The sequence below is a fragment of the Myxococcus llanfairpwllgwyngyllgogerychwyrndrobwllllantysiliogogogochensis genome (genome assembly GCF_006636215.1).
Taxonomy (GTDB): domain Bacteria; phylum Myxococcota; class Myxococcia; order Myxococcales; family Myxococcaceae; genus Myxococcus; species Myxococcus llanfairpwllgwyngyllgogerychwyrndrobwllllantysiliogogogochensis.
Genome location: NZ_VIFM01000016.1, coordinates 43,815 through 68,334, shown reverse-complemented (window position 1 = coordinate 68,334; position 24,520 = coordinate 43,815). Strand labels below are relative to the sequence as shown.

24 protein-coding genes are annotated in these 24,520 nt (G+C 68.2%); 10 read left to right on the top strand and 14 right to left on the bottom strand.

Going from position 1 to position 24,520, the window contains the following annotated elements:
• The first annotated feature begins 25 nt into the window (after window positions 1-25).
• On the top strand, window positions 26-658 hold the full coding sequence (locus tag FJV41_RS06275) for a TetR/AcrR family transcriptional regulator (RefSeq protein ID WP_141641491.1): 633 nt from the start codon (window positions 26-28) through the stop codon (window positions 656-658).
• Here the strand turns inward: FJV41_RS06275 and FJV41_RS06270 are convergent.
• Window positions 646-2,775, bottom strand: a complete 2,130-nt coding sequence (locus FJV41_RS06270; RefSeq protein WP_141641490.1) for a M3 family metallopeptidase — start codon at window positions 2,773-2,775, stop codon at window positions 646-648. The genes FJV41_RS06275 and FJV41_RS06270 overlap by 13 nt on opposite strands.
• Window positions 2,776-2,839: 64 nt before the next feature.
• On the opposite strand from FJV41_RS06270, the gene FJV41_RS06265 reads away from it, so the two are divergent.
• Window positions 2,840-3,307, top strand: a complete 468-nt coding sequence (locus FJV41_RS06265) for an Lrp/AsnC family transcriptional regulator (protein WP_141641489.1) — start codon at window positions 2,840-2,842, stop codon at window positions 3,305-3,307.
• Window positions 3,308-3,317: 10 nt separating this feature from the next.
• Here FJV41_RS06265 and FJV41_RS06260 read toward each other — a convergent pair whose 3' ends face one another.
• The 3 genes from FJV41_RS06260 to FJV41_RS06250 all read right to left on the bottom strand — a co-directional run bounded on the left by FJV41_RS06260 (window position 3,318) and on the right by FJV41_RS06250 (window position 7,621).
• Window positions 3,318-4,439: a serine hydrolase domain-containing protein gene (locus FJV41_RS06260; RefSeq protein WP_141641488.1), complete on the bottom strand. Its 1,122-nt coding sequence runs from the start codon at window positions 4,437-4,439 to the stop codon at window positions 3,318-3,320.
• Window positions 4,440-4,454: 15 nt separating this feature from the next.
• Window positions 4,455-5,027 (bottom strand): Cif family virulence factor, encoded by a 573-nt coding sequence (locus FJV41_RS06255; RefSeq protein ID WP_246137030.1) that lies wholly within the window; start codon window positions 5,025-5,027, stop codon window positions 4,455-4,457.
• 77 nt (window positions 5,028-5,104) lie between these two features.
• Window positions 5,105-7,621, bottom strand: coding sequence for a cellulose binding domain-containing protein (locus FJV41_RS06250; protein ID WP_141641487.1), 2,517 nt, complete (start codon window positions 7,619-7,621; stop codon window positions 5,105-5,107).
• Between the two features lie 135 nt (window positions 7,622-7,756).
• Between FJV41_RS06250 and FJV41_RS06245 the strand changes: the two genes are divergently transcribed.
• On the top strand, window positions 7,757-8,533 hold the full coding sequence (locus FJV41_RS06245) for a hypothetical protein (protein ID WP_141641486.1): 777 nt from the start codon (window positions 7,757-7,759) through the stop codon (window positions 8,531-8,533).
• Between the two features lie 4 nt (window positions 8,534-8,537).
• Here the strand turns inward: FJV41_RS06245 and FJV41_RS06240 are convergent, their stop codons facing one another.
• Window positions 8,538-9,143, bottom strand: a complete 606-nt coding sequence (locus tag FJV41_RS06240) for a LysE family translocator (RefSeq protein WP_141641485.1) — start codon at window positions 9,141-9,143, stop codon at window positions 8,538-8,540.
• Between the two features lie 121 nt (window positions 9,144-9,264).
• Here FJV41_RS06240 and gcvA point away from each other — a divergent pair, with 121 nt between their 5' ends.
• The gene (gene gcvA, locus FJV41_RS06235; protein WP_141641484.1) at window positions 9,265-10,182 is read left to right on the top strand and encodes a transcriptional regulator GcvA; all 918 of its coding nucleotides are present in this window, start codon (window positions 9,265-9,267) and stop codon (window positions 10,180-10,182) included.
• Between the two features lie 165 nt (window positions 10,183-10,347).
• Here gcvA and FJV41_RS06230 read toward each other — a convergent pair whose 3' ends face one another.
• Window positions 10,348-11,274, bottom strand: coding sequence for a LysR family transcriptional regulator (locus tag FJV41_RS06230; protein ID WP_141641483.1), 927 nt, complete (start codon window positions 11,272-11,274; stop codon window positions 10,348-10,350).
• Window positions 11,275-11,363: 89 nt separating this feature from the next.
• Between FJV41_RS06230 and FJV41_RS06225 the strand changes: the two genes are divergently transcribed.
• Complete coding sequence (locus tag FJV41_RS06225) at window positions 11,364-12,419, top strand: alkene reductase (protein ID WP_141641482.1); 1,056 nt, start codon at window positions 11,364-11,366, stop codon at window positions 12,417-12,419.
• 147 nt (window positions 12,420-12,566) lie between these two features.
• On the top strand, window positions 12,567-14,042 hold the full coding sequence (locus FJV41_RS06220; protein ID WP_141641481.1) for a pentapeptide repeat-containing protein: 1,476 nt from the start codon (window positions 12,567-12,569) through the stop codon (window positions 14,040-14,042).
• A 40-nt stretch (window positions 14,043-14,082) separates the two neighbouring features.
• Here FJV41_RS06220 and FJV41_RS06215 read toward each other — a convergent pair whose 3' ends face one another.
• Complete coding sequence (locus FJV41_RS06215; RefSeq protein WP_141641480.1) at window positions 14,083-14,544, bottom strand: carboxymuconolactone decarboxylase family protein; 462 nt, start codon at window positions 14,542-14,544, stop codon at window positions 14,083-14,085.
• 126 nt (window positions 14,545-14,670) lie between these two features.
• Between FJV41_RS06215 and FJV41_RS06210 the strand changes: the two genes are divergently transcribed.
• Window positions 14,671-15,555, top strand: coding sequence for a sigma-70 family RNA polymerase sigma factor (locus tag FJV41_RS06210; protein ID WP_141641479.1), 885 nt, complete (start codon window positions 14,671-14,673; stop codon window positions 15,553-15,555).
• A gap of 27 nt (window positions 15,556-15,582) precedes the next feature.
• On the opposite strand, the gene FJV41_RS06205 is transcribed toward FJV41_RS06210, so the two are convergent.
• The 3 genes from FJV41_RS06205 to FJV41_RS06195 all read right to left on the bottom strand — a co-directional run bounded on the left by FJV41_RS06205 (window position 15,583) and on the right by FJV41_RS06195 (window position 19,446).
• Window positions 15,583-16,881, bottom strand: coding sequence for a WD40 repeat domain-containing protein (locus FJV41_RS06205; protein WP_141641478.1), 1,299 nt, complete (start codon window positions 16,879-16,881; stop codon window positions 15,583-15,585).
• A gap of 223 nt (window positions 16,882-17,104) precedes the next feature.
• Entirely contained in the window at window positions 17,105-18,517 is a 1,413-nt protein-coding gene (locus FJV41_RS06200; RefSeq protein WP_141641477.1) for an alpha/beta fold hydrolase, read from the bottom strand.
• Window positions 18,518-18,600: 83 nt separating this feature from the next.
• The gene (locus FJV41_RS06195; protein WP_141641476.1) at window positions 18,601-19,446 is read right to left on the bottom strand and encodes an SDR family oxidoreductase; all 846 of its coding nucleotides are present in this window, start codon (window positions 19,444-19,446) and stop codon (window positions 18,601-18,603) included.
• On the opposite strand from FJV41_RS06195, the gene FJV41_RS06190 reads away from it, so the two are divergent.
• Complete coding sequence (locus tag FJV41_RS06190; RefSeq protein WP_141641475.1) at window positions 19,445-20,503, top strand: AraC family transcriptional regulator; 1,059 nt, start codon at window positions 19,445-19,447, stop codon at window positions 20,501-20,503. The two genes, FJV41_RS06195 and FJV41_RS06190, sit on opposite strands and share 2 nt — an antisense overlap.
• 12 nt (window positions 20,504-20,515) lie before the next feature.
• Here FJV41_RS06190 and FJV41_RS06185 read toward each other — a convergent pair whose 3' ends face one another.
• The 4 genes from FJV41_RS06185 to FJV41_RS52090 form a co-directional block, all read right to left on the bottom strand.
• Entirely contained in the window at window positions 20,516-21,268 is a 753-nt protein-coding gene (locus FJV41_RS06185; RefSeq protein ID WP_141641474.1) for a DUF2652 domain-containing protein, read from the bottom strand.
• A gap of 68 nt (window positions 21,269-21,336) precedes the next feature.
• Window positions 21,337-22,389 (bottom strand): fatty acid desaturase, encoded by a 1,053-nt coding sequence (locus FJV41_RS06180; protein WP_141641473.1) that lies wholly within the window; start codon window positions 22,387-22,389, stop codon window positions 21,337-21,339.
• 254 nt (window positions 22,390-22,643) lie between these two features.
• Window positions 22,644-23,081 carry a hypothetical protein gene (locus tag FJV41_RS06175; protein WP_141641472.1) on the bottom strand — a complete coding sequence of 146 codons (438 nt, stop codon included), beginning with the start codon at window positions 23,079-23,081 and terminating at the stop codon, window positions 22,644-22,646.
• 47 nt (window positions 23,082-23,128) lie between these two features.
• The gene (locus FJV41_RS52090; protein WP_181790430.1) at window positions 23,129-23,449 is read right to left on the bottom strand and encodes a cupin domain-containing protein; all 321 of its coding nucleotides are present in this window, start codon (window positions 23,447-23,449) and stop codon (window positions 23,129-23,131) included.
• A 136-nt stretch (window positions 23,450-23,585) separates the two neighbouring features.
• Between FJV41_RS52090 and FJV41_RS06165 the strand changes: the two genes are divergently transcribed.
• Both FJV41_RS06165 and FJV41_RS06160 read left to right on the top strand, forming a co-directional pair.
• Window positions 23,586-24,005, top strand: coding sequence for a putative quinol monooxygenase (locus FJV41_RS06165; protein WP_246137029.1), 420 nt, complete (start codon window positions 23,586-23,588; stop codon window positions 24,003-24,005).
• On the top strand, window positions 24,002-24,490 hold the full coding sequence (locus FJV41_RS06160) for a group II truncated hemoglobin (protein WP_181790428.1): 489 nt from the start codon (window positions 24,002-24,004) through the stop codon (window positions 24,488-24,490). Before FJV41_RS06165 ends, FJV41_RS06160 begins: the two co-directional genes overlap by 4 nt.
• Window positions 24,491-24,520 lie beyond the last annotated feature (30 nt).

Below are 24,520 nucleotides of genomic sequence, written 5' to 3'. Positions count from 1 at the left end.
TTGTACCCGTGCAAAAGGAACGAACATGCCCCGAGCAGACCGGACGAAGCCGCGTGGAGGGCAGGGGGACAAGCGTCAGGCCCTCCTGACGGGGGCGCTGACGGTCTTCGCTCGGGACGGCTACACCCGCGCCAGCATCGACATGATTGCCGACGAGGCGGGTGTGTCCACGCGTACGCTCTACAACCACTTCCAAGACAAGGCGCGGCTGTTCCAGGCCGTCATCGAGGAGAGCGCGTCACGGGTCGCCGAGGCGCAGACGGCCCTCCTGGACAGGCACCTGCGAAAAGTCACGAACCTGGAAACGGACCTCATCGAACTCGCCCTGGCCTGGGGGACGCCGATGCCGGACTCCGCCGAACATTTCGCCCTGGTGCGACAGGTCAACGCGGAGGCGGGCCATATCCCCGCGCCCGCAATCAAGGCGTGGCGCGAGGCCGGGCCGCTCCGGGTCCGCCGGGAGCTCGCCCGCCACCTGCGACGGTTGGCGGACGAGGGGCTGTTGCGAGTCGAGGACCCGGAGCGCGCGGCCCTCCACTTCACCCGCCTGGTCTCCGTCCCAGGCCCCCATGACGGAGGGCTCACGCTCACCAGGAAGGAGCGCGCCGAGCACGTGGCGTCCGGTGTCCGGGTCTTCCTGTATGGCTACGGCCGCTGAGGCGCGGGGAAGCCGCGCTCCCGCATCAAGGCGTCCAGGCTCGCCTCCCGCCCCCGGAAGGCCCGGTAGCCCTCGAACGGGTCCACGGTGTTGCCCACGGACAGGATGTGCTCGCGAAGCCTCGCGGCCACCTTCGGGTCATAGGCACCGCCAGCCTCGGTGAACGCCTCGAAGGCATCCGCCGACAGCATCTCCGCCCACAGGTACATGTAGTAGCCGGCCGCGTACCCGTTGCTGGCGAAGACATGCCCGAAGTGGGGCAGCCGGCTGCGCATGCCGACCTCTTCCGGCGCGCCAATCTGGCGGAGCACGTCGCGCTCGAACGTGTCGGGGTTGATGCGGCGGGCACCCGCGAGGTGCAGCTTCATCTCGACGAGCGCGGAGGTCAGGTAGTCCACCGTGTAGAAGCCCTGATTGAACGTCGCGGCCTTCTGGATGCGGGCCACCAGGTCCGCGGGCATCGGCTTGCCCGTCACGTGGTGCACGGCGAACCGGCTGAGCACCTCCGGAGTGGACAGCCAGTGCTCGAACAGCTCGGCGGGAAACTCCCCGAAGTCGCGCACCACGCGGCCACCTCCGAGCGTCGGGTACGTCACGCTCGCGCTCAGGGAGTGCAGCGCGTGGCCGAACTCGTGGAAGAGCGTCAGCGCGTCGCGCCAGCCCAGCAGCGCGACTCCTCCGGGCCCCGGCTTCACGAAGGGCATGCTGATGGCCACCAGGCCCGTCACCTCGCTCCGGAAGCGCTCCTGCACGCGGTACGTCTCGGTCTGCCCGCCGTTGTACTTGCCCGGCCTCGCGTAGGGGTCGAAGTACAACAGCCCCAGGGGCTTCCCGCTCGTGCGCTCCTTCACCGCGAAGACGCTCACGTCCGGGTGGTAGACGGGCACGTCCGGCGCGGGAGTGAAGGTGTAGCCGAACAGCTCGCCGGCGGCCCAGAACATGCCGTCCCGCAGGGAGTCGAGTCGCAGGTACGGCTTCACCTCGGTGTCGTCGAGGTCGTACTTCGCCTTGCGCACCTTCTCCGCGTAGTAGCGGTAGTCCCAGGGGGCGATGGTCTCCGGCTGCCCGTCGCGCCGGGCAATCTCCTGCATCGCCGCGACTTCCTCGCGCACGCGGGCGACGGCGGGCGTCCACATCTGCTCCAGCAGTCGCATCGCGCGCTCGGGCGTCTTGACCATGGACGTCGCGAGCTGCCGATGGGCATGAGTGGGGAAGCCCAGGAGCTTCGCCTGCTCGGCGCGCGCGGCGAGTATCTGGGTGATGACGCCGTTGTTGTCGTGGGAATCTCCGTGGTCCCCCCGGCTGTCGTAGTTGCGCCACACCTTCTCGCGCAGCTCGCGGCGGTCCGAATAGGTGAGGAAGTCCGCCACCGCCGAGCGCGTGTTGGCCACGGCCCACTGGCCCTTCTTCCCGCGCGCCTCCGCCTCCGTGGCGGCGGCCTTGCGCAGCGGCTCCGGCAGGCCCGCCAGGTCGGCTTCCGTTTCCAGGAGGGTGAAGCGCTTCTCGTCGGCGAGCACGTTCTGGTTGAACGTCGTGTAGAGCGTGGCGAGCTGCTGGTTGATCGCGGTGAAGCGCTTGCCGGCCGCCGCGCCCAGGTTCGCGCCGGAGCGGACGTAGACGTCGTGGTAGTGCGCGACGAGCCGCCGCTGCTCGGGCGTCAGCTTCGCCTTCGCGGCCGAGTCGTGGACGGCCTTGATGCGCCGGAAGAGGCGACGGTTCTGGGTGCTCTCGTCCCAGAACGCGGCCAGCCGGGGCGCCATCTCGCGCTCGATGACCTGATACTCGGGTGTGTTCACGAACGAGGACCACGCGTTGTAGACCTCGAAGACGCGAGTGAATCCCCGGCCCGTGTCCTCCAGCGCGGCGATGGTGTTCTCGAACGTGGGCGGCTCGGTCGAGTCCGCGACGCGGGCCACTTCACGCCGCTCCTGCTCCATCGCTTCCTCGAGCGCGGGACGGAATTCCTCCAGCTTCACCCGGTCGAACGGAGGCGCTCCGCCGTGAGGGCCGGACCAGGGCGCGAGCAGGGTGGCGCCCTTGCCGGGAGGGGTTTCAGGAGCGGCGACGGCCGCGCCCGCCAGCAGGACAACGAGTGCTCCAATTCGGTATCGTGTCATTGACACAGAATAAGAGGCAGCTTCGGGTCGCATCCATCGAATGAAATTCGTCCAGGAACCCCAGATGACCCCCCTCGACCGAATTGATCGCACGATTCTGGAGGCCCTCCAGAACAATGCACGGCTGTCCAACAAGGCGCTCGCCGCGCAGGTGGGGCTCGCGCCCTCTTCCTGCCTCGCGCGCGTGAAGCGACTGGAGACGGAAGGCATCATCCAGGGCTACCGCGCGGAGCTCAACGTGCGCTCCATGGGGTTGGGGCTCCAGGCGTTGATCGCCGTGCAGCTGCGCCAGCACGTGGGCGAGGCCTTCGGCAACATCGGTGACCACCTGCGCTCGTTGCCGGAGACGGTGGCCGTCTATTGCCTGGGCGGGACGACCGACTTCCTGGTGCACGTGGTGTGTCGCGACACCGAGCACCTGCGGGTGCTGACCAACCAGTCCTTCACCAACCGTCCCGAGGTGAGCCGCATCGAGACGTCGCTGGTGTTCTCCTTCACGCGACTGGGCGTGCCCGTCGACAAGGGCGCCTGACAGGGCGGGATTACTCGTCCAGCTCCGCGCGCGAGCGGCTTTTGGGCTCCAGTCCCAGGGCAATCTCCTTCAGCTCGAAGGTCAGCTCCCGGATGGGAAAGGGCCGCACGTTGCCGAGGACAATCACCGTCAGCTGGTCCTCGGTGTAGTGGTGGAGGTTGGAGAGGAACCCATCCATGGAGCCGCCGTGCCGCACCAGCACGCCGCGCTCCTTGCTGCCGGGGCTCCGCTGGTACTGCTGAATCCGGAAGCCGTAGCCGTAGTAGCCGAGCGCGCGACTCTCTCCCGTGAAGAGGCGCTTCTTGCTCGGAGCGGACACCAGCCCCGAACCGAAGAGCGCCTGGTCCCAGGCGTACAGGTCATCCACCGTCGAATAGATGTCTCCGGAGCCCAGGGCATAGGAGACGTTGTTCTCGTCGCGCGAAACGCCCAGCAGCTCCTTCGCGTAGCCGAAGGCCCGCTTGGGCGGAACGTTCGTGCTTCGCTCGATGCCCGAGTCCGTCATCGCAAGCGGGCCGAACGTCTTCTCCTGGAGCACCTCCGCGTAGCGCTTGCCCGTGACGGCTTCGATGATGAGGGCCGCGAGGTGGTAGTTCAGGTTGGAGTACTCGTGCTTCGCTCCGGGCTTGAATGAGACGCGCGCGGTGTTGATGAGCCGCAGGATTTCCGCCGAGGAGACATCCGTCTCTGCTTCACGCTCCACCAGCGAGTCCAGATGCGTCGGCAGGCCGGACTGGTGCTTGAGCAGCAGGTGGAGCGTCAGGCTCTTGCCCAGGTCCGCGCGGAGCTTCGGCAGATAGCGGGAGATGGGGACGTTCAGGTCCAGAGTGCCCGCGTCCACCAACTGCATGACCGTCACGGCGGTGAAGGACTTGGTCAGCGAGCCAATCAGGAACTGGGAGTCGACCTGGTTTGCGCGCCGGCCCTTCTCGTCCGCCAGGCCGTAGGCGGCACGATGAAGCACCTTCCCGTCCTTCGCGACGAGCACCGCGCCTCGGAAGCCCTCCTTGTCGACATAGGACTGGAGGTGGGCGTCCAGCTTCGCGGAGACGGGGGCCTGGGGTGCGCCTGGCGCCTGGGAGGCGAAGCACGCGACGGCGAGAAGCGAGAGGAGCGGGGCGCGGGAGGACATGTCGGGCGTGGGGCCTTAGTTGTTGGACCAGATGACGGAGGCAATCTTCCAGCCGGTGCCCGTATTCACCAGGTGCCAGCTCTCCTGGCCGCGATTGATGACGCGCTCGCCCAGGTGGAAGGTGAACTCGAAGGAGACCGAGGCGATGGTGCCGTCCGTGTCGATGCGGACGTGGGTGAACTTCTCCTCGCTACGCTCCGGGTCCGCCACGATTTCATCGATGAACGTCGTCGGGTTCTGCCGTGCATCGAGCTTGAGCCGGGTGGCCTTGGGGTTCTTCTGGAGGCGGCGCTTCAGGAGCTCCTCTCCATCGACGGACTGCCACGTGGCGTCCTCGCGCAGGAACAGGCCGAGGAACTTCTTCCGGTCCTTCTGGATGATGGCCTCGCGGAAGTCGTCGACCACGGCGGTGATTTGTTGCCGGGCGACGGCGGTGTCCTTGGGCTTCTCCTCGGCGAAGGCGGGCAGGGACACAAGGCAGGTGAGCAGCAGGAGCGACAGCTTCACGAAGGACTCCGAGGCGAGATGGCGGGGTGTGTTCGCGCGGCCGGCCAGCAACCCGGGCACCTCGCGATTATTCCGCCGCATGGCCTCATGAAGCAGGAACGGCCCGGCCTGAACGAGCGCCGAGCCATCCCTGTCCACGCGTCATCGATGCGCCCGCCTCACTCGCAGGGGTTGCCGTTCAACGTGCAATTGAAGGGCTGCCCGAGTCCGACGGTGGTGAAGCCGAACTCCTTGCTCGCGCCCGCCTTGATGGTGGTGTTGTGGCTGACGGGAAGGAACGTGTAGTGGTCCCCGTTGCGCGTCATCGTGGAGGAGAACGGATTCTGCGCCGTCGTCCCGGCGGGCAGGTCGAACTCCAACTGCCACCCGGTGACGTTCACCGTGCCCAGGTTCTCCACCGTGTAGCGGCCCGTGTAGCCATTGGCCCAGGAAGAGCTCACGGCGAAGTGGGCGACGAGCCCGGAGGGCGCTGGCGGAGCCGTGGTCGCGATGACCGGGGCGCTCGGCGCGGACACGTTGCCCGCCGCATCCCTCGCGGTGGCGGTGAAGGTGTACGCCGTGGCCGGGCTCAATCCCAGCAACGTCACGCCCAGGCCCGTCGTGGTGGCGGCCACGTTGCCGCCGAGCCAGACAGAGTAGCCGGAGACGCCCCGGTCGTCGGTCGCCGCGTCCCAGGCCAGGGTGACGCTCGTGGACGTCACCGCCGTCACGCGGAGGTTGGAGGGCGCGCTCGGTGGGGTGGTGTCCGGAGGCGGCGGCGCACCGATGCTGATGAGGAACAGCGAGGGCGCGGTGTCCGTCCTCGTGGTGTCCACGCCATGGCCACCGGAGTAGTCGAGCGTCTCCGCGTGCGCCCAGTCGGCGATGGGCGTCCCGTTGATGTCCAGGTGCTTGTACGCCGCGCCCGACCAGCCGAACTGGTAGATGCGCGAGGGCTCCGAATAGAAGTCGGCGTAGGGGGACGTGTCGGTGCCCACCTGCTTGCGCAGGACGTTGTTGAAGAAGACGTTCTGCGGCCCCGTGGCGCCGGACCACTTCACGGCCTTCTTCCCGGCGCCCCACCAGATGGGATACCAGTTGGAGTCATCCGGGCCGCCGCCGCCTTCCTCTCCGCAGTGGGAGCTGCAGTTGCCGGAGCGGTGCGCGTACGGAACCGTGCTGATGTTGCGCTCGAAGAGGTTTCGTCGCTCCCAGCCGCCGTGCAGGTTGAGGTCGGAGTCGAAGTCATTGCCGATGACGACGTTGCCGGACGCGGACCACTGGAAGGTGAAGTGCCGCAGGTTGCGGGACGTGTTGCCGGCGTACAGCGAGTCCCAGACGCGGGAGCCTCGGAAGTAGCCGTTGCCACCCTTGCCCTTGTTCCATGCGCCGTCGAGCACGTTGTCGACAATCTGGAGGTTCTTCGCCTCCTCCGTGACGATGGGATGCGAGCCCGTCATCTCCGCGCGGATGCCCCGCACCCACGAGTCCGCGGCCCACTTGAAGACGATGCCGTGCATCTCGTACGCGGGCGCCAGGTTGCCGTAGTTGTGGAGCGCGGCCGAGGCGCTCACTCCCGGCACCTCCTGCGTGAAGTACAGGTTCTCGATGCCCACGCCGACGATGGGGTCGACGAGCGGGGCCGCCTTGGAGTCGTACACCGAGCCGTCGATGGCGGTGGACCCGTCCGAGGTCGACGTCACTGGCACGTCGTATTCGAGCGGCTTGTCCAGGGTGAGCGTCTTGTTGCCCGTGTCGACGGCGGCGATGCGGAAGAGCTGCTGACGCATGTGCAGGTTGGACAGAGCGTGCTGGGTGGGCAGCGCCTGCTGCTCGGCGTAGAAGGCCCGTGAGTTGGCGGCGCGGATGTTGACGAGCCTGCCCACGGCCAGCGCGGCGGAGTTCGCCGCCAGGTACACCACGGTGTCGCCCGCGCGCGCGGCGAAGCCGGTGTCACCCGGCTTCACGCGGAGCTTCACGCCGACCTTCCAGTGGACATTCACGGTGCCCTCGAAGATGTCCGCCCGGTTGGGAGGCGCCGTCTGGTAGTCGTCGTTCTCGTCCTCGTCGTACGCGGTGTGGACGCCGCGCGACTGCACGCGGAACAGGCCCCGTCCGGGCCACAGCCAGCCGCCCTTGCCCTCCCCGTGCGTCATGCCGTCTTCGTCCCAGTCGCCACCGTCCGACGTCAGGGTGTCGTAGCGGGTGTTCACATCGGGGCGGAACACCAGCTTCGTGCCCGTCACCGGCGAGGAGCCCGCGCCACGGATGATGAGGTAGCTGGCGTCCACGCCCAACTGTCGGGACACGTCGAGCTGGCCCGCGGGAAGTGAGAGCAGGGAGAGCTTCGTGTACGAGGCGCTGGGGGTGCACGCCGTGCGCAGGTGGTCGATGGCGGCCTGCAGACCCGTGGTGTCGTCCACGCCATCATTGGGAATCACGCCGTAGGTCGTCGCCAGCTCCGCCGGAGTCACCCGGCACGTGGCGTCCGGATTGATGTCCCCTTCACCCGGGAGGTTCTGCCCGCCCCGGTAGCCCGCCTTGGACCAGTCCGGCAGCCCGGAGATGGGCACCCTGCGATTCGCCGGCGACAGGTCAAGCACTGTCTGCGCCCAGGTCGGCGTCGAGCCCAGGACCGCCACAGAGGAAAACGTCAACAACACCAACCGGAGCAAGCCGGTTCTTCGAGTGAGCATGAACAACTCCAGTCTTGGGTGTCCGCGTGGCAGGTGTTGCACCACTGATACGGATTTATCCAAGACTAGTCAGATATGCTCGGATAACAGCTCTAGCCCGTCCGGCGCCCGGACGGCCAGAAAGGTCCCACACCCATGAAGCCCTCCTCGCTGCGTGCCGCGCTCTGTGTGTTGTCAGCCCTCGCCTCCCCCGTCGCCTTCGCGTGGGGCAGCACCTATTCCATCCCCTTGTTCGAGTCGCGGATGACGGCGGCCCGTGCGAGTGGAAGCACGGGTGGGACGACGGTGATTCGCTCGGAGATGAAGACCGCGCTGGAGTCGTTCCTCAGCTCCGACGACGGACAGACGGACGCCGCCGAGTACACCTATCTCGCGGGCAAGGTGGCCAGCCCCACGTTCCTCACGGGCATCGACACCTCGGCCCGGGACTACCTGTTCCGCTATCACGAGCTGAATGACGGGGCGGCGACCACGTCACCGCTGGACGTGGCCTCGCCGGCCCAGACGCCCGCGCAGATTTTTGGCGCGAGCGGCCGGCTGGCGAGCAACGCGTGGATTCAGGAGGGTGGCATGTTGGGTGACGAGGGCGTGGCGAACCAGACGACGCTCATGTGGACCTACTACGGCTACTTCGGTCCGCAGCCGTCGACCTTCGCACCCGTCACGTATGCGGAGCTGAGCGCGAAGCTCGGCTCGACGATTTTCGGCCAGGCGCCGAGCGCGGCCGAGGTCAATGGCGCGCTCGCCTGGCTGAGCGCGCACGCGGGCACCGGGGCCCGCTACTACGTCGCGTCGTGGCATGACTCGTACGGCCGCACGGGCCCCGGGGACATCGGCGGCTACGTGGTGGCGTCCGTCAACAACACGCGAGACTCCGTCCGCTACATCGAGGTGATGACCTGGTCGGATTAGCGACTCAGGCGACGGCCACATAGGCGGCGACGGCGACCATGCAGGCGCCGAACGTCCACCCCTGGATGCGCAGGGCGCGCTCGGAGCGGAAGCGTCCCAGGATGAGCTTCCCTCCGTAAATCCAGGGGAAGTGGCACGCCACGCAGACGACGAGGAAGGCCGCGGTGAGCTGCGCGGCCTGCGACAGCAGGGCTCCCGCCGGGTTCAGGAACTGGGAGAACATCACCAGGACCATCGAGTGAATCTTGGGGTTGAGGGCCACCGTGAGGAGGCCGTCGACGAAGCCGAGCCGCTCCGGTTCGTCCTCCGCTCCGGAGGGCGAGCTGGAGGCACGGAAGAAGCCCCACGCGAGGTAGAGCAGGTACACGACGCCGCACCAGCGCAGCACGTGGTGCAGCGAGGGAATCCCTTGCAGCACCCGGCCCAGCCCCAGTCCGTAGAGCAGGCAGAGGGCGACATTGGCCGCTTCGAAGCCCGTCCAGAACGGCAGCGAGCCCCGGATGCCGAAGCGTCCGCCCGCGGTGGCGAGCACCGTGTTGCCGGGCCCGGGGCTGAACACCATCGGCACGGTGTAGCCCAGGAACATCACCCACACTTCAGCGGGAATCATGGCGAAAGCCCCCACGCGCCCTCGTGGTGGTGATGGGGCGCGAGCAGGGACACAAACTCCATTTCGAGCCGGGCACCCAGCGAGCTATCCTCGCGCGCTCGATAAAGGGAGCTCATCGAGCATGCGCCGCATTCCACCGCTCGGCGCCCTTCGTGCCTTCGAGGCCGGGGCGCGGCACCTGAGCTTCACCCGCGCCGCCACGGAGTTGCGTGTCACCCAGGCGGCCATCAGCCACCAGGTGCGCCAACTGGAGGACTGGCTCGGCGTCTCCCTCTTCGAGCGCCGGGGACATGCGCTGACGTTGACGACGAAGGGCAAGGCGTACCTGCGCGAGCTGACGCCCGTATTCGAGCGACTGTCGGAGGCGACCACGCGCCTGTACGAGGCGGAGCAGGGGCCCCTGCGGCTCACCGTGCTGCCCTCGTTCGCTTCGTCCTGGCTCCTGCCGCGCCTGGAGGGGTTTCGCCGGCTCCATCCCGACCTCGAGCTTCACCTGAGCAGCGCGTCCGAGCTGTGGGACTTCCTCGACGACCGCTTCGACGTGGGCATCCGCTCCGGGCTGGGACGGTGGACGGGACTGAAGGCGGAGCAACTCGCGCCGGAGGTGCTCGCGCCCGTGTGCAGCCCGGCCCTCGCCAGGAAGCTGCGCGCGCCGTCGGACCTGGGGAAGGTGCGCCTCCTCCATGACACGCCGAAGGACGGGTGGCGCCGCTGGCTGGATGCCGCTGGCGTTGACGGCGTGGACACCGGGAAGGGCTTCGCGTTCAACGATGCCGGGCTGGTGCTTCAGGCCGCACGGCAGGGTGATGGCGTGGCGCTCGGGCGATTGCTGCTCGCCGCGGATGACCTGAAGGCGGGGCGGCTGGTGCGGCCCTTCGCGACGGTGCTGCCCAACGATTTCGGCTACTGGCTGGTCCACCCCCGGCCGCTGTCGAGCCGGAGGGACGTCGTCGCGTTCAAGACGTGGCTGCTCGCCGAGGCCCAGGCCACCTCGAAGGCATTGGGGCTGGTGCCCGAGGTCGCGCGGAGGCGGGAGTAGACCTTGTCGTGCTCGGTTACCCTCCCTCGGAGGAAGTGACCCTGCACCTCGAAAAGACATCTTCCGTTGTTGCTGTCATGGGGTTGCTGGTGCCCCTGGCCGTGCCTGGAGGCGTGAGGAGACTCAGCGCATCCCGGCGAGCGTGAAGTCACACGACCCCATGGGTCATCGCGAGGCCGGCGACCAGGGATGGGACTGGAAGTGCTCGGTGAGCAGCTCCAGCAGCGCGCGCACGGCCGGCGACACGTGACGGGCGCTCGGGTACACGGCGAAGAGGGGCACGGGAGGTGGCGCGAAGCGCTGGAGCACTTCACGGAGTGTTCCGGCGGCCACCGCCTCGGCGGAGTGAATCTGGGAGAGTCGCGCGAGGCCCACGTCGGCTACGGCCAGGGCGACCAGCACCCGGAAGCTGTTGACCGCGACGCTCGGGACGATGGACACGGAGAGCGGCTTCTTGTCTCCCCGGAAGGTCCACGTCGTCGGCGTATTGGAGCCGGTCATCGCCAGGCAGCGGTGCTTCACGAGCTCCCGAGGCTCCTTGGGCGTGCCCGCGCGACGCAGGTATGAGGGGCTCGCGAACACCCCTATCTGCTGAGGCGCGCCCAGGCGCCGGGCGATGAGGCGTGAGTCGTCCAGGGTGCCTGCGCGGACCGCGATGTCGTAGCCCTCCTCGACCAGATTCACGCGCCGGTCGGTGAGGTCCGCTTCCAGCTTCACCTCGGGATAGCGGGAGGCGTAGACGGCGAGCAGGGTGTCGAGCACGTTCTGCCCCAGCTCGAAGGGCATCGTCATTCGCAGGCGCCCGCTCGGATGGGCCTGGAGCTTGCCGACCACGGACTCGGCGTCGCGCAAGGCGGCGATGGCCGGGGCGACCTCGCGCTGGTAGCTGGCGCCAATGTCGGTGAGCGTCAGGCTGCGCGTGGTCCGCGCGAAGAGCCGCGCGCCGAGGTGCTCCTCCAACCCCGCCACCCGCTGGCTGAGCGTCGACTTGGGGATACCCAGCTTGCGCGCGGCGCCCCGGAAGCTGCCCTGCTCGGCGACCTCCAGGAACGCGATGACGGCGTTGGGGTCCGCCTGACGGATTGTCCGCATGGCCGGACAGTACTTCCCAAATCATTCGATTGGCCACAATGCCCCACGAGAGCACATTCCCTGGCGTCACCCCGCCAAGGAGCGGACTCATGAACCTCTTTTCTTCCTACCGTCTGGGCCCCACCGAACTCGCCAACCGCGTCGTGATGGCGCCAATGACTCGCAGCCGGGCGCCGAGCGCGCTGCCCAACGCGCTGATGCGCGAGTACTACACGCAGCGTGCCTCCGCCGGGCTCATCATCACCGAGGGCATCGCGCCGTCTCCGAACGCGCTGGGCTATGCCCGCATCCCGGGCCTCTTCACTCCGGAGCAGGTCGACGGGTGGCGCGCCATCACCCGGAGCGTCCACGAGGCGGGCGGGCGCATCTTCGCCCAGCTCATGCACGTGGGGCGCATCGCGCATCCGCACAACCTCCCGGCGAACGCCCGCATCCTCGCGCCGAGTTCCGTGCGTCCCGAGGGCACCATGTACACGGACCAGGCGGGCCTGCAGCCGTATCCGTCCCCGGAGGCGATGAGCGAGGCGGACCTCCGCGCGACTCGCGACGAGCTGGTCCAGGCGGCGCGCAATGCCATCGCGGCGGGCTTCGACGGCGTCGAGTTCCATGGCGCCAATGGCTACCTGCTGGAGCAGTTCCTCCACCCGCACACCAACCGTCGCGAGGATGCCTACGGTGGCAGCGCGGAGAACCGCGCCCGCTTCGTCGTGGAGGTGGTGCGGGCGGTGTCCGAGGCCATCGGCGCGGAGCGCGTGGCCATCCGGCTCTCGCCCTACAGCACCTACAACGACCTGCCCGCCCACGAGGGTGTCCAGGAGCAGTACACGGTGCTGGCGCGGGAGCTGCGCGGCCTGGTCTACGTTCACCTCATCGCGAGCGTGGAGAAGGGGTTCACCGCGACGGCGGACGCCATCCGACGTTCCTTCGGCGGGCCCATCATCCTCAACGGGGGCTTCACCCGTGACCGCGCGCAGGCCGCGCTCGACGCGGGACGCGCCGACTTGATTGCCTTCGGCCGGCCCTTCATCGCCAACCCTGACCTCGTCGCACGGATGAAGGGCGATGCCGAACTCGCGGCCCCTGACTTCCAGCGGCTCTACACACCGGGCGCGGAAGGCTACGTGGACTACCCCGCGCTCGGCTGATGGCGAGCCCACGGCCCGGACAAGGCCCCGCGTCATCATGGCACCGGTTGCTGAATGGCACATACATCGGAGATACCGCTTTGTGTCGCTGACATTCCGTGGGCAGATGAGGGCCGTTGCTGACAGCAGCCTCGAGCGGAGGACCTCGTGTCCACGGATACGTACTATGTGCGGGTGGGGAAGACAGCGGGGCGGGAAGTCACCCTGCACTGTCTGACCGGCTTTGGTGGCGGCTTCACGGACTACGCTTCAGGCCGCGCCTTCGGCTTGATGCTGCTCCTGGACGCGAAGAGACGCGCTGACCCTACCGCGTTTCTGGTGAGGGGCTTGCCGAAGGCCGTGGCGAGGGAACGGGTCGCCCTGGCGAAGAAATCAAGCAAGGCGCAGTCGCCCCTTCATGCGGAGCTGGGCGGCCCCCCTGTCTGGGAAGCCGCGTGGCACGCCGAACACACGCCGCGCTTCGTGGCGCGCTCTCGCCTCCTCGCGCGGCACAACGCGGTCGGCGAAGGGCGGCTGCAGAAGATCATCGACGAGATTTCCCCTCTCGAGCAGAAGGGGAAGGGGCTCTTCCTGGACGCCGCCTGGGCGCGTCTTCATCACTTCGACGTCTCGGTGGAAGTGACGGATGAGAAGTACCTCCAGCACCTCGTGGAGGGGCACATCTTCGGAACGACGGCCTACGATGCCTGGATAGAAAAGCAACTGCCCCCGAAGAAGAAGGTGTCGGCGAAGAAGCCGAAGCTGGTGAAGCAGCCCCTGGTCGCCCGGCGCAAGGGTGACTTCTCCGGTGCGCGGCTGAAGGCTTCGTTCTGGGCCTCGGCCTCCTTGGATGTCCACGACGTGAGTGGCTCGTCGTTCCGGCGGACGAACTTCGTGGAGGCCGGCTTCGTGAGCGGCGTGAAGGCCCTGAAGAGTGACTTCACGGAGGCCCGGCTCACGCGTTCTCCTCCGTGGACGGAAGCGACGACCCTCCAGGGTTGGAACCTGAAGGGCTCCTCGTTCAAGGGCGCGAAGCTGTTCCGGGTCGAGTTCGAGGAGTGCGACCTGCGTGACTGCGACTTCACCCAGGCCGACCTCCGCCACGCGAGGTTCCTGTCGTGCAACCTCAAGGGCGCCATCTTCAACGGCGCCAACCTCACGAAGGCCTTGATCCCCCCGGAGCATGCCGACAAGGCGAAGATGGAGGGCGCCAGGAACTACCGTCCGCCCCCAGGCGGAAAGCCCGGCTCCGCATGCCTGGCGTTCGACAGGCTGATGACCAAGGCCAAGGCCATCGAGTTCGAGGTCAGGTTCGCCTCGCCGAACGCGCGGGGTGAGCAGGTGCTGCTCACCCTGGGGCCGCGCCCGACCGGTCCCAAGCGGATCATGTCCTATCAGCTCATGCTCGGCTGTCAGCGCAACGCGCGCCAGGCAACCCCCACGAGCGTCTTCTCTACGCGCGTGGGCTACTACTTCGGTCCCGCGCTGAGGCGGCTGTCGGACCAGCTCTCCGTTCCGCCAGACCGGAGGCTCGACCTCTCGACGTTGACGGTGTCGGCGAGAAGTCTGCGCGCGCCCCTGGAGCACGCCGACTTGCTGAAGCGAGTCCGCGCCGCGCTCTCCGAGGTCCTGGTCGCCTCCTGAACCTCGGATTCCACCGGGAGCGCGGCGAGCCGACGCCGCGCTACCAGCGGGCGTGGGGGTTGGCCACCTGCCGCGTCGTCGCGTTGAGCCGGTTCCAGAGGTTGACCAGGCCAATGGACATCACCAGGGTCCCCAGGGCCGTCTCGTCGTAGTGCCGGGCCGCTTCCTTCCAGACGTCGTCGGGGACGGGGTCCGAGCGGTCGCTGAGCCGGGTGACGCACTCGGTGAGTGCCAGCGCGGCGCGTTCGGCGTCGGTGAAGTAGGTCGTGTCGCGCCAGGCGGCCACCGCGAAGAGGCGGTCATCGGTTTCCCCGGCCTTCTTGGCCATGCGCGGGTGCATGTCCACGCAGACGCCGCAGCCGTTGATTTGACTGGCGCGCAGGTGGACCAGGTCGAGCGTCTTCTGCGGCACGCCGCCCTTGTGGGTGGCCGCCGCCAGGGCCTGCAGGGCGTTCATGGCCTCGGGGACGACCATCGCGGGGTTCTTCATGCGGGAGTTCATGGTGAGGACGCTCCAAGGGCCTCCAGGGCCCTGGCTGATGGGTGGACCGAACATCCGCGTGCGTGTCATTCCGGCTGCGTTACGTTCGGCGCCGCGGTGACGGACCTCAGCGAAAGAGTGTGACCGGTGGACGAAAAGAATCTGCGGGCCGAGGGCTTCGAGGCACACCGGGTCCACTTGCGAGCCGTGGCCTATCGGATGCTGGGTTCACTCAGCGACGCGGAGGACGCCGTCCAGGAGTCCTGGTTGCACTTCAGCCGGGCGGACACCGGTGACGTCGCGAACCTGCGGGGCTGGCTGACCACGGTCGTCTCGCGCGTGTGCCTGGACCAGTTGCGCTCACGCGAGTCGCGCCGTGAGGAGCCTGCGGAAAGCAAGGGCGTGGAGCTGCTCGCCAGTCACGCGGCCAGCGGCAACCCCGAGCAGGAGTCGCTCATGGCGGACTCGGTGGGGTTCGCGCTGCTCGTGGTGCTCGAAGCCCTGAGTCCTCCCGAGCGCATCGCCTTCGTGCTGCACGACATGTTCTCCCTGACGTTCGACGAGATAGCGCCCATCGTCGGGCGCAATGCGACGGCGACCCGGCAGCTCGCCAGCCGCGCGCGTCGTCGCGTACACGGCGCGGCCCTGTCACCGGAGGCGGGCCTCACCGCGCAGCGAGACGTCGTCGCCGCCTTTCTCTCCGCCGCGCGCAGTGGAGACCTCGACGCGCTGCTCGCCGTGCTGGACCCCGAAATCGTCGCGCGCACGGATGCGCGGGTCCTGCCCGCGGGAGCACCGAGGGAGGCTCGCGGGGCGAGAGAGGTTGCCCGGCAGGCGCAGATCAACGCGGCCCGGGGCGGCTTCGCTCAACTGGGGCTCATCAACGGAAAGGTCGGACTCATCGTGGCTCCGGGAGGACGGCTGCTCTCTGTCCTCGTCTTCACCATCAGCGACGGGAAGGTCCTCGCCCTCGAATCCATCTTCGACCCGGAGCGTCTGGGGCGGCTGGAGCTGGCGGTGTTCCCGGCCTGAGCCGCGTCGACTTCCGGGGGGCGCGCGTCACCAGGCCGCGCCGCTCAAGCTGCTCTCCCGGAGCAGGCCGTCGGGCAGCACGGTCAGGAAGCGGCGGGCCGCCGGGTGCCACGCCGTGGGCACCACAGTGGAGTCTTGGAGGAGCCGCTCGCCCGTCTCCACATCCCACACGGTGGTGCCCGTGTCCTTCGCGCTCACGAGCAGCAGGTTCCCATCGCACCTGAACGCTCCGCGCGGTCCTGGGAACCAGCGCACCAGCTTCCCGGTCTCGACGTCGAAGAGCATCGCGGCGTCGAGCAGGGTGTCGACATCCCCGCCGAAGCCCCAGACGGCCAGGGTGCGCGGGCCCACGAAGCACAGCGGGCCATCCCAGTGGTACGAGCACTCGCGCAACTGCTTCAGGGAGGGGCCGTCCTCGGACTCCCAGACGTTCTCGTGGACCCAGCGCCGCAGGGAGAAGGCGGTCAGGATGCCCACAGGGTGCCAGACCCACCCGTCGTCCACGAGCCAGTTCCCATCCGGAGACACCGTCAGGCCGCAGTGGAAGTAGTCGAGCTCGTGTTGTGTCCGGGGCTCGCCGGGCTTGCCTCGCCGGGTGGACTCTCGCGGTGTCAGCAGCTCCCCGGTGGCCGGGTCCGACACGTCCAGTCGGTTCCAGGCCGTCGCGTGCGCCAGCAGCGTCCTGGTGCCGTCGCGAAAGAAGGCCACGGGAAACTCGCAGCGCTTCTCATGGTACGAGCCCCGGTCCAGCGGCATCGTCACCTTGCCGGAGGCCAGCTCCATGACGAGGCCCTTCGCGCCGCGCGAGTTCACCACCGCCACGTAGCGCCCGCACGGCGAGACGTGCAGCACCAGCTCGGCCGAGAGGTCGAGCGTGCCCGTGCCCACGACACCTGTGTGCGTGAGCGAACCCTCTTCGAGGTCGAGGCGAAGCAGCTCGCCCTGTTCGTTCACCGCGAGCCACTGCGAGCGAGGCTCGGTGCCCAGCGCGATGAGGCCGCGAAGCGTCTGGCCCGCGAGTGCGGGGAGGGAGTGCTCCCGGTGCTCGAAGTGGAGCGCGGTCGCCCGCGTGCGCACGCCGGGGCGTCCGATGATGCCCATCAGCGCGGAGGTCCTCCCCAACCTCACGTGCTGGCAGGCCGCGCAGATGCTCCGGAACTCCTGGCCAGGCAGGGCCACCCGAGCGCAGTCCTCGCAGAGCAGGTCGTGGTGGACGCCCTGACCCGTGAAGCGGACGTGGTAGCCCGCGTCCTCGTCCTCCACGAGGTGCGCACACCACTGTCCCGCGAGAGGTGCGGCATGGCCACATGCGAGCTGGTTCATCATCTGTCCTCCTGGTTCCACTTCAAGGTCGACTCGACGAAGCGCGACCCTGGGTAGGACGAGCCGCTCGCGGGCGGGTGGCTCGAGTTCCAGGCATGAAATAAAGCTTCACGAACATCCCCCTGGTGCATCTCGTCGGGCGAGAGGCTGTTCGGCAAGGTACCCGAGGCCGCTCAACTCCGCATCCGACGCGAGCGCTGGTTCGTTCGATGAAGCGTGTGACTCCTCAAGGCACGGTGGTGTTCCTCGCGAGCTCCGACGACATGAACGCGCGAATCTCGGAGACGACCGTGTCCGCGTGGTCCTCGAAGAAGAAGTGGTGTGCGTTGGCGAGCTCGATGGTGTGGTGGCTCGGAAACGTCTGTTCCCAGCGGACACGGTCCGCCTGAGGAAAGCCGGGGTCGTCGAGCGCCCAGAAGATGAGCGCCGGCTTGTGGACGAGGGCAGGCAGGCCCGCTTCGACCTCCTCGAAGAAGGTGTGCGCCTTCGTGATTTGCCCTGGATAGAAAGTGGCGATGCCACGGCGCTCCAGTGGCTGGAAGGGCCGCAGGTAGACGTCGCGCACGTCGCGAGGAAGTTCGCGGACGATGCTGTCCTTCAGCCCGAAGGAGGCGATGGCGTTGAAGTGGTTCTGCGCGAACGCGCCAATGGGGCCGCCCGCGATGACGGACCACATCCCCCGGGGCTCGCTCGTGCTCGTCTTCCACGCCCAGGTGCTTCCCAGGATGACGCGCTGGACGAGTTCGGGGCGCCGCGCCGCGAAGTGCGTGCCGATGGGACCGCCCCAGTCCTGCATGACCAGCGTCACGTCGCGAAGGCCGAGGTGCTCCGCGAACTCCTCCAGGACGCGACTCTGCTCGCCGGGCGTGAAGCCGAAGCCGGGAGGCGCTGTCGACAGGCCGAAGCCCGGGTAGTCGAGGGCGACACAGCGGTAGGAGCCGCGCAGTCCTCGAATCAAATCCCTCCACTGGAAGGACCACGAGGGGTTGCCGTGCAGGAAGAGCAGCGTGTCGCCCGTGCCCTCGTCCACGTAGTGGATGCGCGCGCCACTGGGGAGGTCGACGAACCGGTGCTCGGCGTCGAACATCGCGCGAGGAATCTCGCCGACGAGGGACTCCGGGCCGTGGGGCAGTTCGTGCTCCCCCGCGAGCGCCGTCACCACGCCCGCGGCTTCGAGCGTGCCGAGGAGTGCGAGGGCGACTGTCCGCACCCGTGAGCGCGAGGGCTGTTCGACCGCGCGTGGAGCGAGCCAGGCCACGGTGAGCGCAACGGCGATGAAGGCGGGGAGTGCCGCGACGGCGAGTCCGTCACGGCCCATCACGGCCATCCCCAGGAGCAGCACCAGCCCCAGTCCCAGGGTGGCGATCGCCAGCATCGAACGAGGCCGGGAGACTCGCCCGGTGAGCCAGCCATGGCCGAAGGCGGCGAGCACAGCGACGAGGACACACAGCGGAGCCAGGACCGCGTACCGCAGCTCCGGGAAGAAGGAGAGGCCGTGCGCATGGGACCGTGCCTCCATCGCGAGCGTCGCGAGGAGGACGGTGGGAACGGAGGCACGCAAGCCCGACTGGAGCAGGTGGAGGACGCGGGGCCGCGTCCACGTCATGGGGGCGTTGGGACGGAGTGATTCGAGGGGCATGGGGGTTCTTCCGGAAGACGAGGTGAGGGGGCTCGCTGGCGGCGATGCGCGCGGCGAGCCCGAGGAGGACCGCGGTCGTGGGGCTACCTGAACGCGGCGGCGTGTTCGTTCGCCCAGGCCGCGAAGGTGCGGGGCTTGCGTCCCAGCACCTGCTCGATGGCGGGGGACACCGTCACGGCGCCGCCGGCCTTGATGGTCGCCATCACCTCCAGCATCCCCTCGACGAGCGGCGCGGGCATGCCCGTTTGCGACATCGCGTCGCGTGCCGCCGAGGGAGGCACGTCGACGAAGCGCAGGGGCCTTCCCACCGCCGCGCCGATGAGCGCCACCTGCTCGTCGAAGCTCAGCGCCTGGGGGCCGGTCAGCTCGTAGCGCTTGCCCTCGTGCCCCGGTTGGGTGAGCGCGGAGACAGCGACGGCGGCGAGGTCCCTGGGGTCCACCACCGCCACCTTTCCTTCTCCCGTCGCGGCGAACGCGGTGCCCTGCGTCTTGAGGGTGTGCGCCCAGCCGAGCGCGTTGGTGTTGAACCCGCCCGCGAGCAGGACGGTCCACGCGAGCCCGGAGGACTCCAGCGCCGCCTCCACGTCACGATGCCAGTTTCCGATGGCCAGCGCGTCGCGGGTCGGACCAAAACCCATCGAGGAGAACTTCACGACGTGGCGCACGCCAGCGGCCCTGGCCGCGTCGAGCCCGTGAAGTTCGATTCGCGCGGGCCCCGTCGTCAGCAGGAAGAGCTTCTCGATGCCCGCGAAGGCCGCGCCGAGTGTCTCGGGTCTCGCGAGGTCTCCTTGGACGACCTCCACGGCGCCGCCGTGCTTGGACGCCTTCGCCGTGTCGCGCACCAGGATGCGCACCCGCTGCCCTGCTTCGACGAGCTGCTGAACGACCAGGCTGCCGACCGTTCCATTCGCGCCAGTGACCAGAATCATGTGGGAACCTCTCTTTCGCGAAGTACAGTACGTCCCGAGCGGAGGACTTTCAGTGCCTGGAACTCCAGATGAAGTGTCCAATCATCCAGACGGAGCGGCTCCATCGGGAGTCGACCCTTTCAGCGACGTGTTCACCGCGATGCGGGTCCGGAGCGCGCTGTACTGCCGGATGGAGGCGACCGCGCCCTGGGGTGTGCGTTTCCCCGGCTCACCGCACGCGAAGTTCGGACTGGTGACGCGGGGGAGTTGCTGGCTGGAGGTGACAGGGGAGCCCAAGGCCATCCCCCTGCGCGGCGGGGACTGCTACGTCGTCGCGGCCGGGCTGGGCGTCACGGTGCGCGATGCGCCGCGCACGCGTGCCCAGGATGGGGAGGCCCTCATCCGCACGAAGACGGGAGACCTCCTGCGCTTCGGCGGTGGCGGCGCGGCGACCCAGGTCATCACCGGGCTGTTCGAGTTCGACGCGTGGAGCGGCCAGTCGGTCTTCGAGCTGTTGCCGAGCGTCCTCTGTGTGCGGGGTGACGAGGCGCAGGCCAGCGCGCTGGGGGCCACGCTCAATCTCCTGGCGCTCGAAACCGCGACGTCCGCCATCGGCTCACCCGTGGTCATCAACCGGCTGGCGGAGATTCTCTTCGTGCAGATGATTCGCGCGCACTACACGTCGGGAGGCGCGGGGGAGCTGGGGTGGCTGGCGGCGCTGGGGAACGCACCGCTCGGGGCCGCGCTGCGGGCCATGCACCACGCGCCCGCACAGCCCTGGTCCGTCGAGGCGCTCGCCCGCATCGCGGGCATGTCACGCTCCGCCTTCGCGCTGCACTTCAAGGCGAAGGTGGGTGAGACGCCGCTGGAGTACCTGACGCGCTGGCGGATGTACAAGGCGGGCTGCCTGCTGCGGGACGGAGACCTGGGGCTCGCGGAGGTCGCTGACGCCGTCGGGTACGAGTCCGCCGGGGCCTTCAATCGGGCCTTCCAGCGCGTCCACGCGCGGACGCCGGGAGAGTTCCGGCGGTTCATCCGTCAGCAGGCCCCGTCGAGTGCCACGGGCGCGCCCGCCTGAGCCGCTCCCTGTTCAGGAGCGCGGCACGTCGGAGGAGGGCGCGGCCTCCTGGGCGTCGACCACGTCGACGTTGCGGAAGTTCTGGCAGGCCTGCTGGAAGCCGAGCACGTACTTCAGCGAGCGCGCCTCCTGCGTCAGCTTGTGCCACCACCTGCGGGGCAGGCTGGGGCCAATCGCCGCGGGCAGCTCCTGGGCGCTCTCGTTCAGGTCCAGGTAGTGCGTGGCCGTGCGGCCCAGGCCCTCGAACTCGTGCTCGAGCCCCCGGGTGAGCTGGCGCAGCTCCGGCTGGAGCTGCTGGTGCACCGAGTCGGTCATCAGGAAGTACTCGGACACGGGGACGTCGTTCTTCAGCATCCGGTGCACGAGGATGACGTCCACGCCCGCCAGCTCGGTGAGGTGCTTCACGCGCTGGAAGGCGACCTCTCCGGAGTGGGCCACGAACTTGAGCGTCAGGCCGCCGACCTGCATGCAGCCCTCGCACTTGCACATGCGGTCGACGATGAGCCGCTCGCGTCGGGCGAGGAAGGCGCGGCGGATGTCGGCGATTTGCCGGGCCAGGACGCTGCAGTCGTCGCCGACGGCGTAGAAGAACGCCGCGTCCCCTTCGAGCTTCGCGAGCTTGAGCTTGCCGGAGGCGTCGATGACGGCTTCGAGCAACTGCGCCACCGTGTCTTGCGCGTGCGCGAGACTGAAGCGGTGGTGTTTCATGAACCGGGTGTAGCCGCCGATATCCGCGATGAGCAGCAGCGCCTTCTCTGTCGCCATTCGTGTTTCAGCGTATCGCAGGGAGCAGGGGAGGCATAGCGGTGCCTCTCCCCGCTCCGAAGAGACCTCTAGCCACCCACGACGACGGCCTTGGCCTTCTGCTTCTCCGCCCAGGGCAGGTAGTGGCGCTCCATGAACTCCGGCTTGAAGTCCCGGTACGAGCTGATGGCGCCCATCCAGGACCACCCGCGGATGAAGTGCCAGGCGGGGTCGAACTGGTAGGACAGGAAGCCCGCGCGGGCTCCGTGCGGATAGAGGTGGTGGTTGTTGTGCCACTCGCCCGTGATGAGTCCCGGCCAGAGCTGGTTGATGGACTGGTCCTTCATGTTGAAGTCCACGCCATCGCGTCGGCGGTCCTTCCCGCCTCCGTGTCCGTCATAGTTGAACGTCCGCACGCCCACGGCCCACACGCCGGACCAGCCGAAGAGGGCCAGCGCCAGGGCGTGGCCGCCCAACAGGAAGAACACGCCGTACCAGACCGCCCAGTTCGCCAGGAAGTGCGCCACGGTCCAGCCGGGGTGACAGAGCGAGCCCCACTTCTGGTACTGCTCATAGCTGTTCAGGTGCACGCCCGTGTGCTCCATGAGCTTGCACAGCTGCGAGTAGTCCTTGGCGCTCAAGTCCCTGCGGATGCCCTGGTGATTCACGTCCGCCAGGAAGCAATAGAGCCAGCCGGCTTTCGCGTTGTAGGGGTCCCCCGGCGTCTCCACCTTGGCGTGGTGGACGTGGTGGGAAATGACATACGCCTCTTCCGAAATCGTCTTCACCACCAGGTTGCGGCAGAGCTCACGGAAGAAGGCGTTCTTGAACTGGAAGGCCCGGTGCGTCGAGTACCGGTGGAACCAGATGGTGCCGTGTGTGCCCAGGACCACCATGCTGTAGACGAAGCCCACGAGCAGCAGCCACCAACTGAAATGGTGGGTGAAGAAGAGGGCGAGTGGGATGCCGAAGCCCAGCGTCGTGGTCCACCCGATGAGCGCCAGCCAGTTCTTCCGCGTCCGGAAGATGTTCAGCCGCGCGAAGAACTCCGAGAAGATTTCCCGGTGGGTCGGCACGTAGAGCGCGCCGTTCTTCTCGTAGCCGTAGCTCGGAGGGTCGAGGATGCGGTCCAGAAATGACATGAATTCCCTGAGCAGGCGGCTGGGCGCGTGAAGTGTCGCGGAGTTTGTCATGAAACTCCGGTGGCGGCGCGAAGTGCTACCCGACAATTTCTTCGAGGCGCGGGGGGGGCGAGGACTCCACGAGGGCGGAAGAATGAGCCCCCAACGGAGGGAAACGCCTCTTGGCTCCGGGCTCATCCTGAAGGTCCGTGACGACCCCGCCCCCTGCCTGGAGCACGGGCGGAAGCCCTGAGTCGCCTGCCTGCTTGTCACAATCAGGTTGTGACGGCGCCCCAGAACAGCACGGCGAAGCCTCCGAGCTCTCCCGCGATGAGGGCGACCATGGAGGCCACCGTCACCGCGGGAGGCAGCACTGCACGCCCGAGCCTGTGGGGGCGCTCGAATTGATTGTCCGTGTCTTTCAGGAGGCCGTGGATGACGTAGGTCGAGAGGCCCACCGCGAAGAAGCCGATTTGAGCGATGACGGCGATCAACTCGACGGTGTCATCCAACGCGCTGAGGACGACGAAGCGTTCGACGACGAGGCACGCGAACGAATAGAGGAGCGCGGCCCGGTGGGCGATGTCGACGTAGGGCGAGGCCTGGGCCTTGGGGCTCTGGGAAATCTGGAGATATTTCCAGACGCCGAAGAGCAGGCCGGCGAGCAGGAAGCCACCGGCCGAAAAGGCCGCGATTTTCTGGGCGAGGTTCATGGCGCGAGTGTGGGACGCGCGTGTTCCCTGGCGCTTGTACGAACCGGCTACGTCGGGATTGCGCACCCGGGCCCTCGACGTGATGAACCCCCGCGACGGGTGGGTGCCGCACGAGCAGTCGTGACCGAGGCCGCCCGCGAGGAGAGCAGCTGATGCGCCTGGCCACCGAAGAGGACCACCAGCTCGCCGGCCTCCAGGGGCAGGACGTCCTCGCCGGCGCGCAGCCAACTGCTTCCCTGTTCCATCCAGTGAAAGGATGCGAAGGGAGCCTCCGGCAGGTCCATGCCCCACGGGGCCCGCAGCTCCCAGGCCGCGTAGATGCTCCCCTTCAGGTTCATCCCACGCAGCACCGCGGACAGCGGCTCCATCCCCATCCCTCCCTTTGGAACGCGAGGCCCACGAATCGGAACGGCCGACAAAGCGGGGGTCCTCCCGCCGTCCTTACAGTGGCATGGCTGGGCGGGAATGCACCCTCGAAACCAGGCCCCGCCCTGGAGGTCGTCCGTGTCCGGGAAGTCTCGTCGTGTCGCCTTGTTCCTCCTCGTCGCCGCCCTGGGCGTCGCGGGGATTGCCGCCGCACCCCGCCCGTCGAAGTCCTCATCGAACAAGGAGCAGTCCATGATTGTCGAATACATCCGCTATGACATCCCGGCCGAGCGCGCCGACGCGTTCCTCGAGGCCTACCGGGCCGCGGGTGAGCATCTGCGCGCCTCGCCGCACTGCCTGCGCTACGAAGTGAGCCGAGGCTCCGAGGAGCCCCACCACTTCGTCGTCCGCATCGAGTGGGATTCCCTCGAAGGACACATGAAGGGGTTCCGGGGCAGCGCGGCCTTCCAGAAGTTCTTCGTGCTCGTGCGGCCGTTCGTCTCCGACATCCAGGAGATGAAGCACTACGACGTCGACACGGCGTGGACCCGGCCGTGAGCGACGGCGGTGATGCGTCCGCGGTGCCCACGCTCTACGCGTGGGCGGGTGGGGCGGAGGCCCTGGCGCGGCTGACCGAGTGTTTCTATGCCCGGGTGCGCACCGACGCGCTGCTCGGCCCCGTCTTCGAGCGCATGTCCGCGCAACACCCGTCCCACGTCGCCCTCTTCCTGGGTGAAGTCCTGGGCGGGCCTCGTGCCTACAGCGAGGCGCATGGAGGACATCCCGGGATGCTGCGTCACCACCTGGAGCGGCACCTGACGGAGGCGCAGCGGCGACGCTGGACGGACCTGCTGCTCGACAGCGCCAACGAGGTGGAGCTGCCCTCGGACCCCGAGTTCCGCTCGGCCTTCGTCGCCTACGTCGAGTGGGGCTCCCGGCTCGCCGTCATCAACTCCCAGCCCGGCGCGAGCGTCACGCTGGACGGGCCCATGCCCACCTGGGGCTGGGGTGTCCCTGGCGGGCCCTATCGCCCGGAGACTTGAACGGTGAACTTGTTGGTCGTACAGTAAGTT

Bases quoted from the DNA above. Each gene is read 5' to 3' on its own strand.
- FJV41_RS06275 (WP_141641491.1), top strand. From the start codon at position 26: ATGCCCCGAGCAGACCGGACGAAGCCGCGTGGAGGGCAGGGGGACAAG.
- FJV41_RS06270 (WP_141641490.1), bottom strand. From the start codon at position 2,775: ATGACACGATACCGAATTGGAGCACTCGTTGTCCTGCTGGCGGGCGCG.
- FJV41_RS06265 (WP_141641489.1), top strand. From the start codon at position 2,840: ATGACCCCCCTCGACCGAATTGATCGCACGATTCTGGAGGCCCTCCAG.
- FJV41_RS06260 (WP_141641488.1), bottom strand. From the start codon at position 4,439: ATGTCCTCCCGCGCCCCGCTCCTCTCGCTTCTCGCCGTCGCGTGCTTC.
- FJV41_RS06255 (WP_246137030.1), bottom strand. From the start codon at position 5,027: ATGCGGCGGAATAATCGCGAGGTGCCCGGGTTGCTGGCCGGCCGCGCG.
- FJV41_RS06250 (WP_141641487.1), bottom strand. From the start codon at position 7,621: ATGCTCACTCGAAGAACCGGCTTGCTCCGGTTGGTGTTGTTGACGTTT.
- FJV41_RS06245 (WP_141641486.1), top strand. From the start codon at position 7,757: ATGAAGCCCTCCTCGCTGCGTGCCGCGCTCTGTGTGTTGTCAGCCCTC.
- FJV41_RS06240 (WP_141641485.1), bottom strand. From the start codon at position 9,143: ATGATTCCCGCTGAAGTGTGGGTGATGTTCCTGGGCTACACCGTGCCG.
- gcvA (WP_141641484.1), top strand. From the start codon at position 9,265: ATGCGCCGCATTCCACCGCTCGGCGCCCTTCGTGCCTTCGAGGCCGGG.
- FJV41_RS06230 (WP_141641483.1), bottom strand. From the start codon at position 11,274: ATGCGGACAATCCGTCAGGCGGACCCCAACGCCGTCATCGCGTTCCTG.
- FJV41_RS06225 (WP_141641482.1), top strand. From the start codon at position 11,364: ATGAACCTCTTTTCTTCCTACCGTCTGGGCCCCACCGAACTCGCCAAC.
- FJV41_RS06215 (WP_141641480.1), bottom strand. From the start codon at position 14,544: ATGAACTCCCGCATGAAGAACCCCGCGATGGTCGTCCCCGAGGCCATG.
- FJV41_RS06205 (WP_141641478.1), bottom strand. From the start codon at position 16,881: ATGATGAACCAGCTCGCATGTGGCCATGCCGCACCTCTCGCGGGACAG.
- FJV41_RS06200 (WP_141641477.1), bottom strand. From the start codon at position 18,517: ATGCCCCTCGAATCACTCCGTCCCAACGCCCCCATGACGTGGACGCGG.
- FJV41_RS06190 (WP_141641475.1), top strand. From the start codon at position 19,445: ATGTGGGAACCTCTCTTTCGCGAAGTACAGTACGTCCCGAGCGGAGGA.
- FJV41_RS06195 (WP_141641476.1), bottom strand. From the start codon at position 19,446: ATGATTCTGGTCACTGGCGCGAATGGAACGGTCGGCAGCCTGGTCGTT.
- FJV41_RS06185 (WP_141641474.1), bottom strand. From the start codon at position 21,268: ATGGCGACAGAGAAGGCGCTGCTGCTCATCGCGGATATCGGCGGCTAC.
- FJV41_RS06180 (WP_141641473.1), bottom strand. From the start codon at position 22,389: ATGTCATTTCTGGACCGCATCCTCGACCCTCCGAGCTACGGCTACGAG.
- FJV41_RS06175 (WP_141641472.1), bottom strand. From the start codon at position 23,081: ATGAACCTCGCCCAGAAAATCGCGGCCTTTTCGGCCGGTGGCTTCCTG.
- FJV41_RS52090 (WP_181790430.1), bottom strand. From the start codon at position 23,449: ATGGAGCCGCTGTCCGCGGTGCTGCGTGGGATGAACCTGAAGGGGAGC.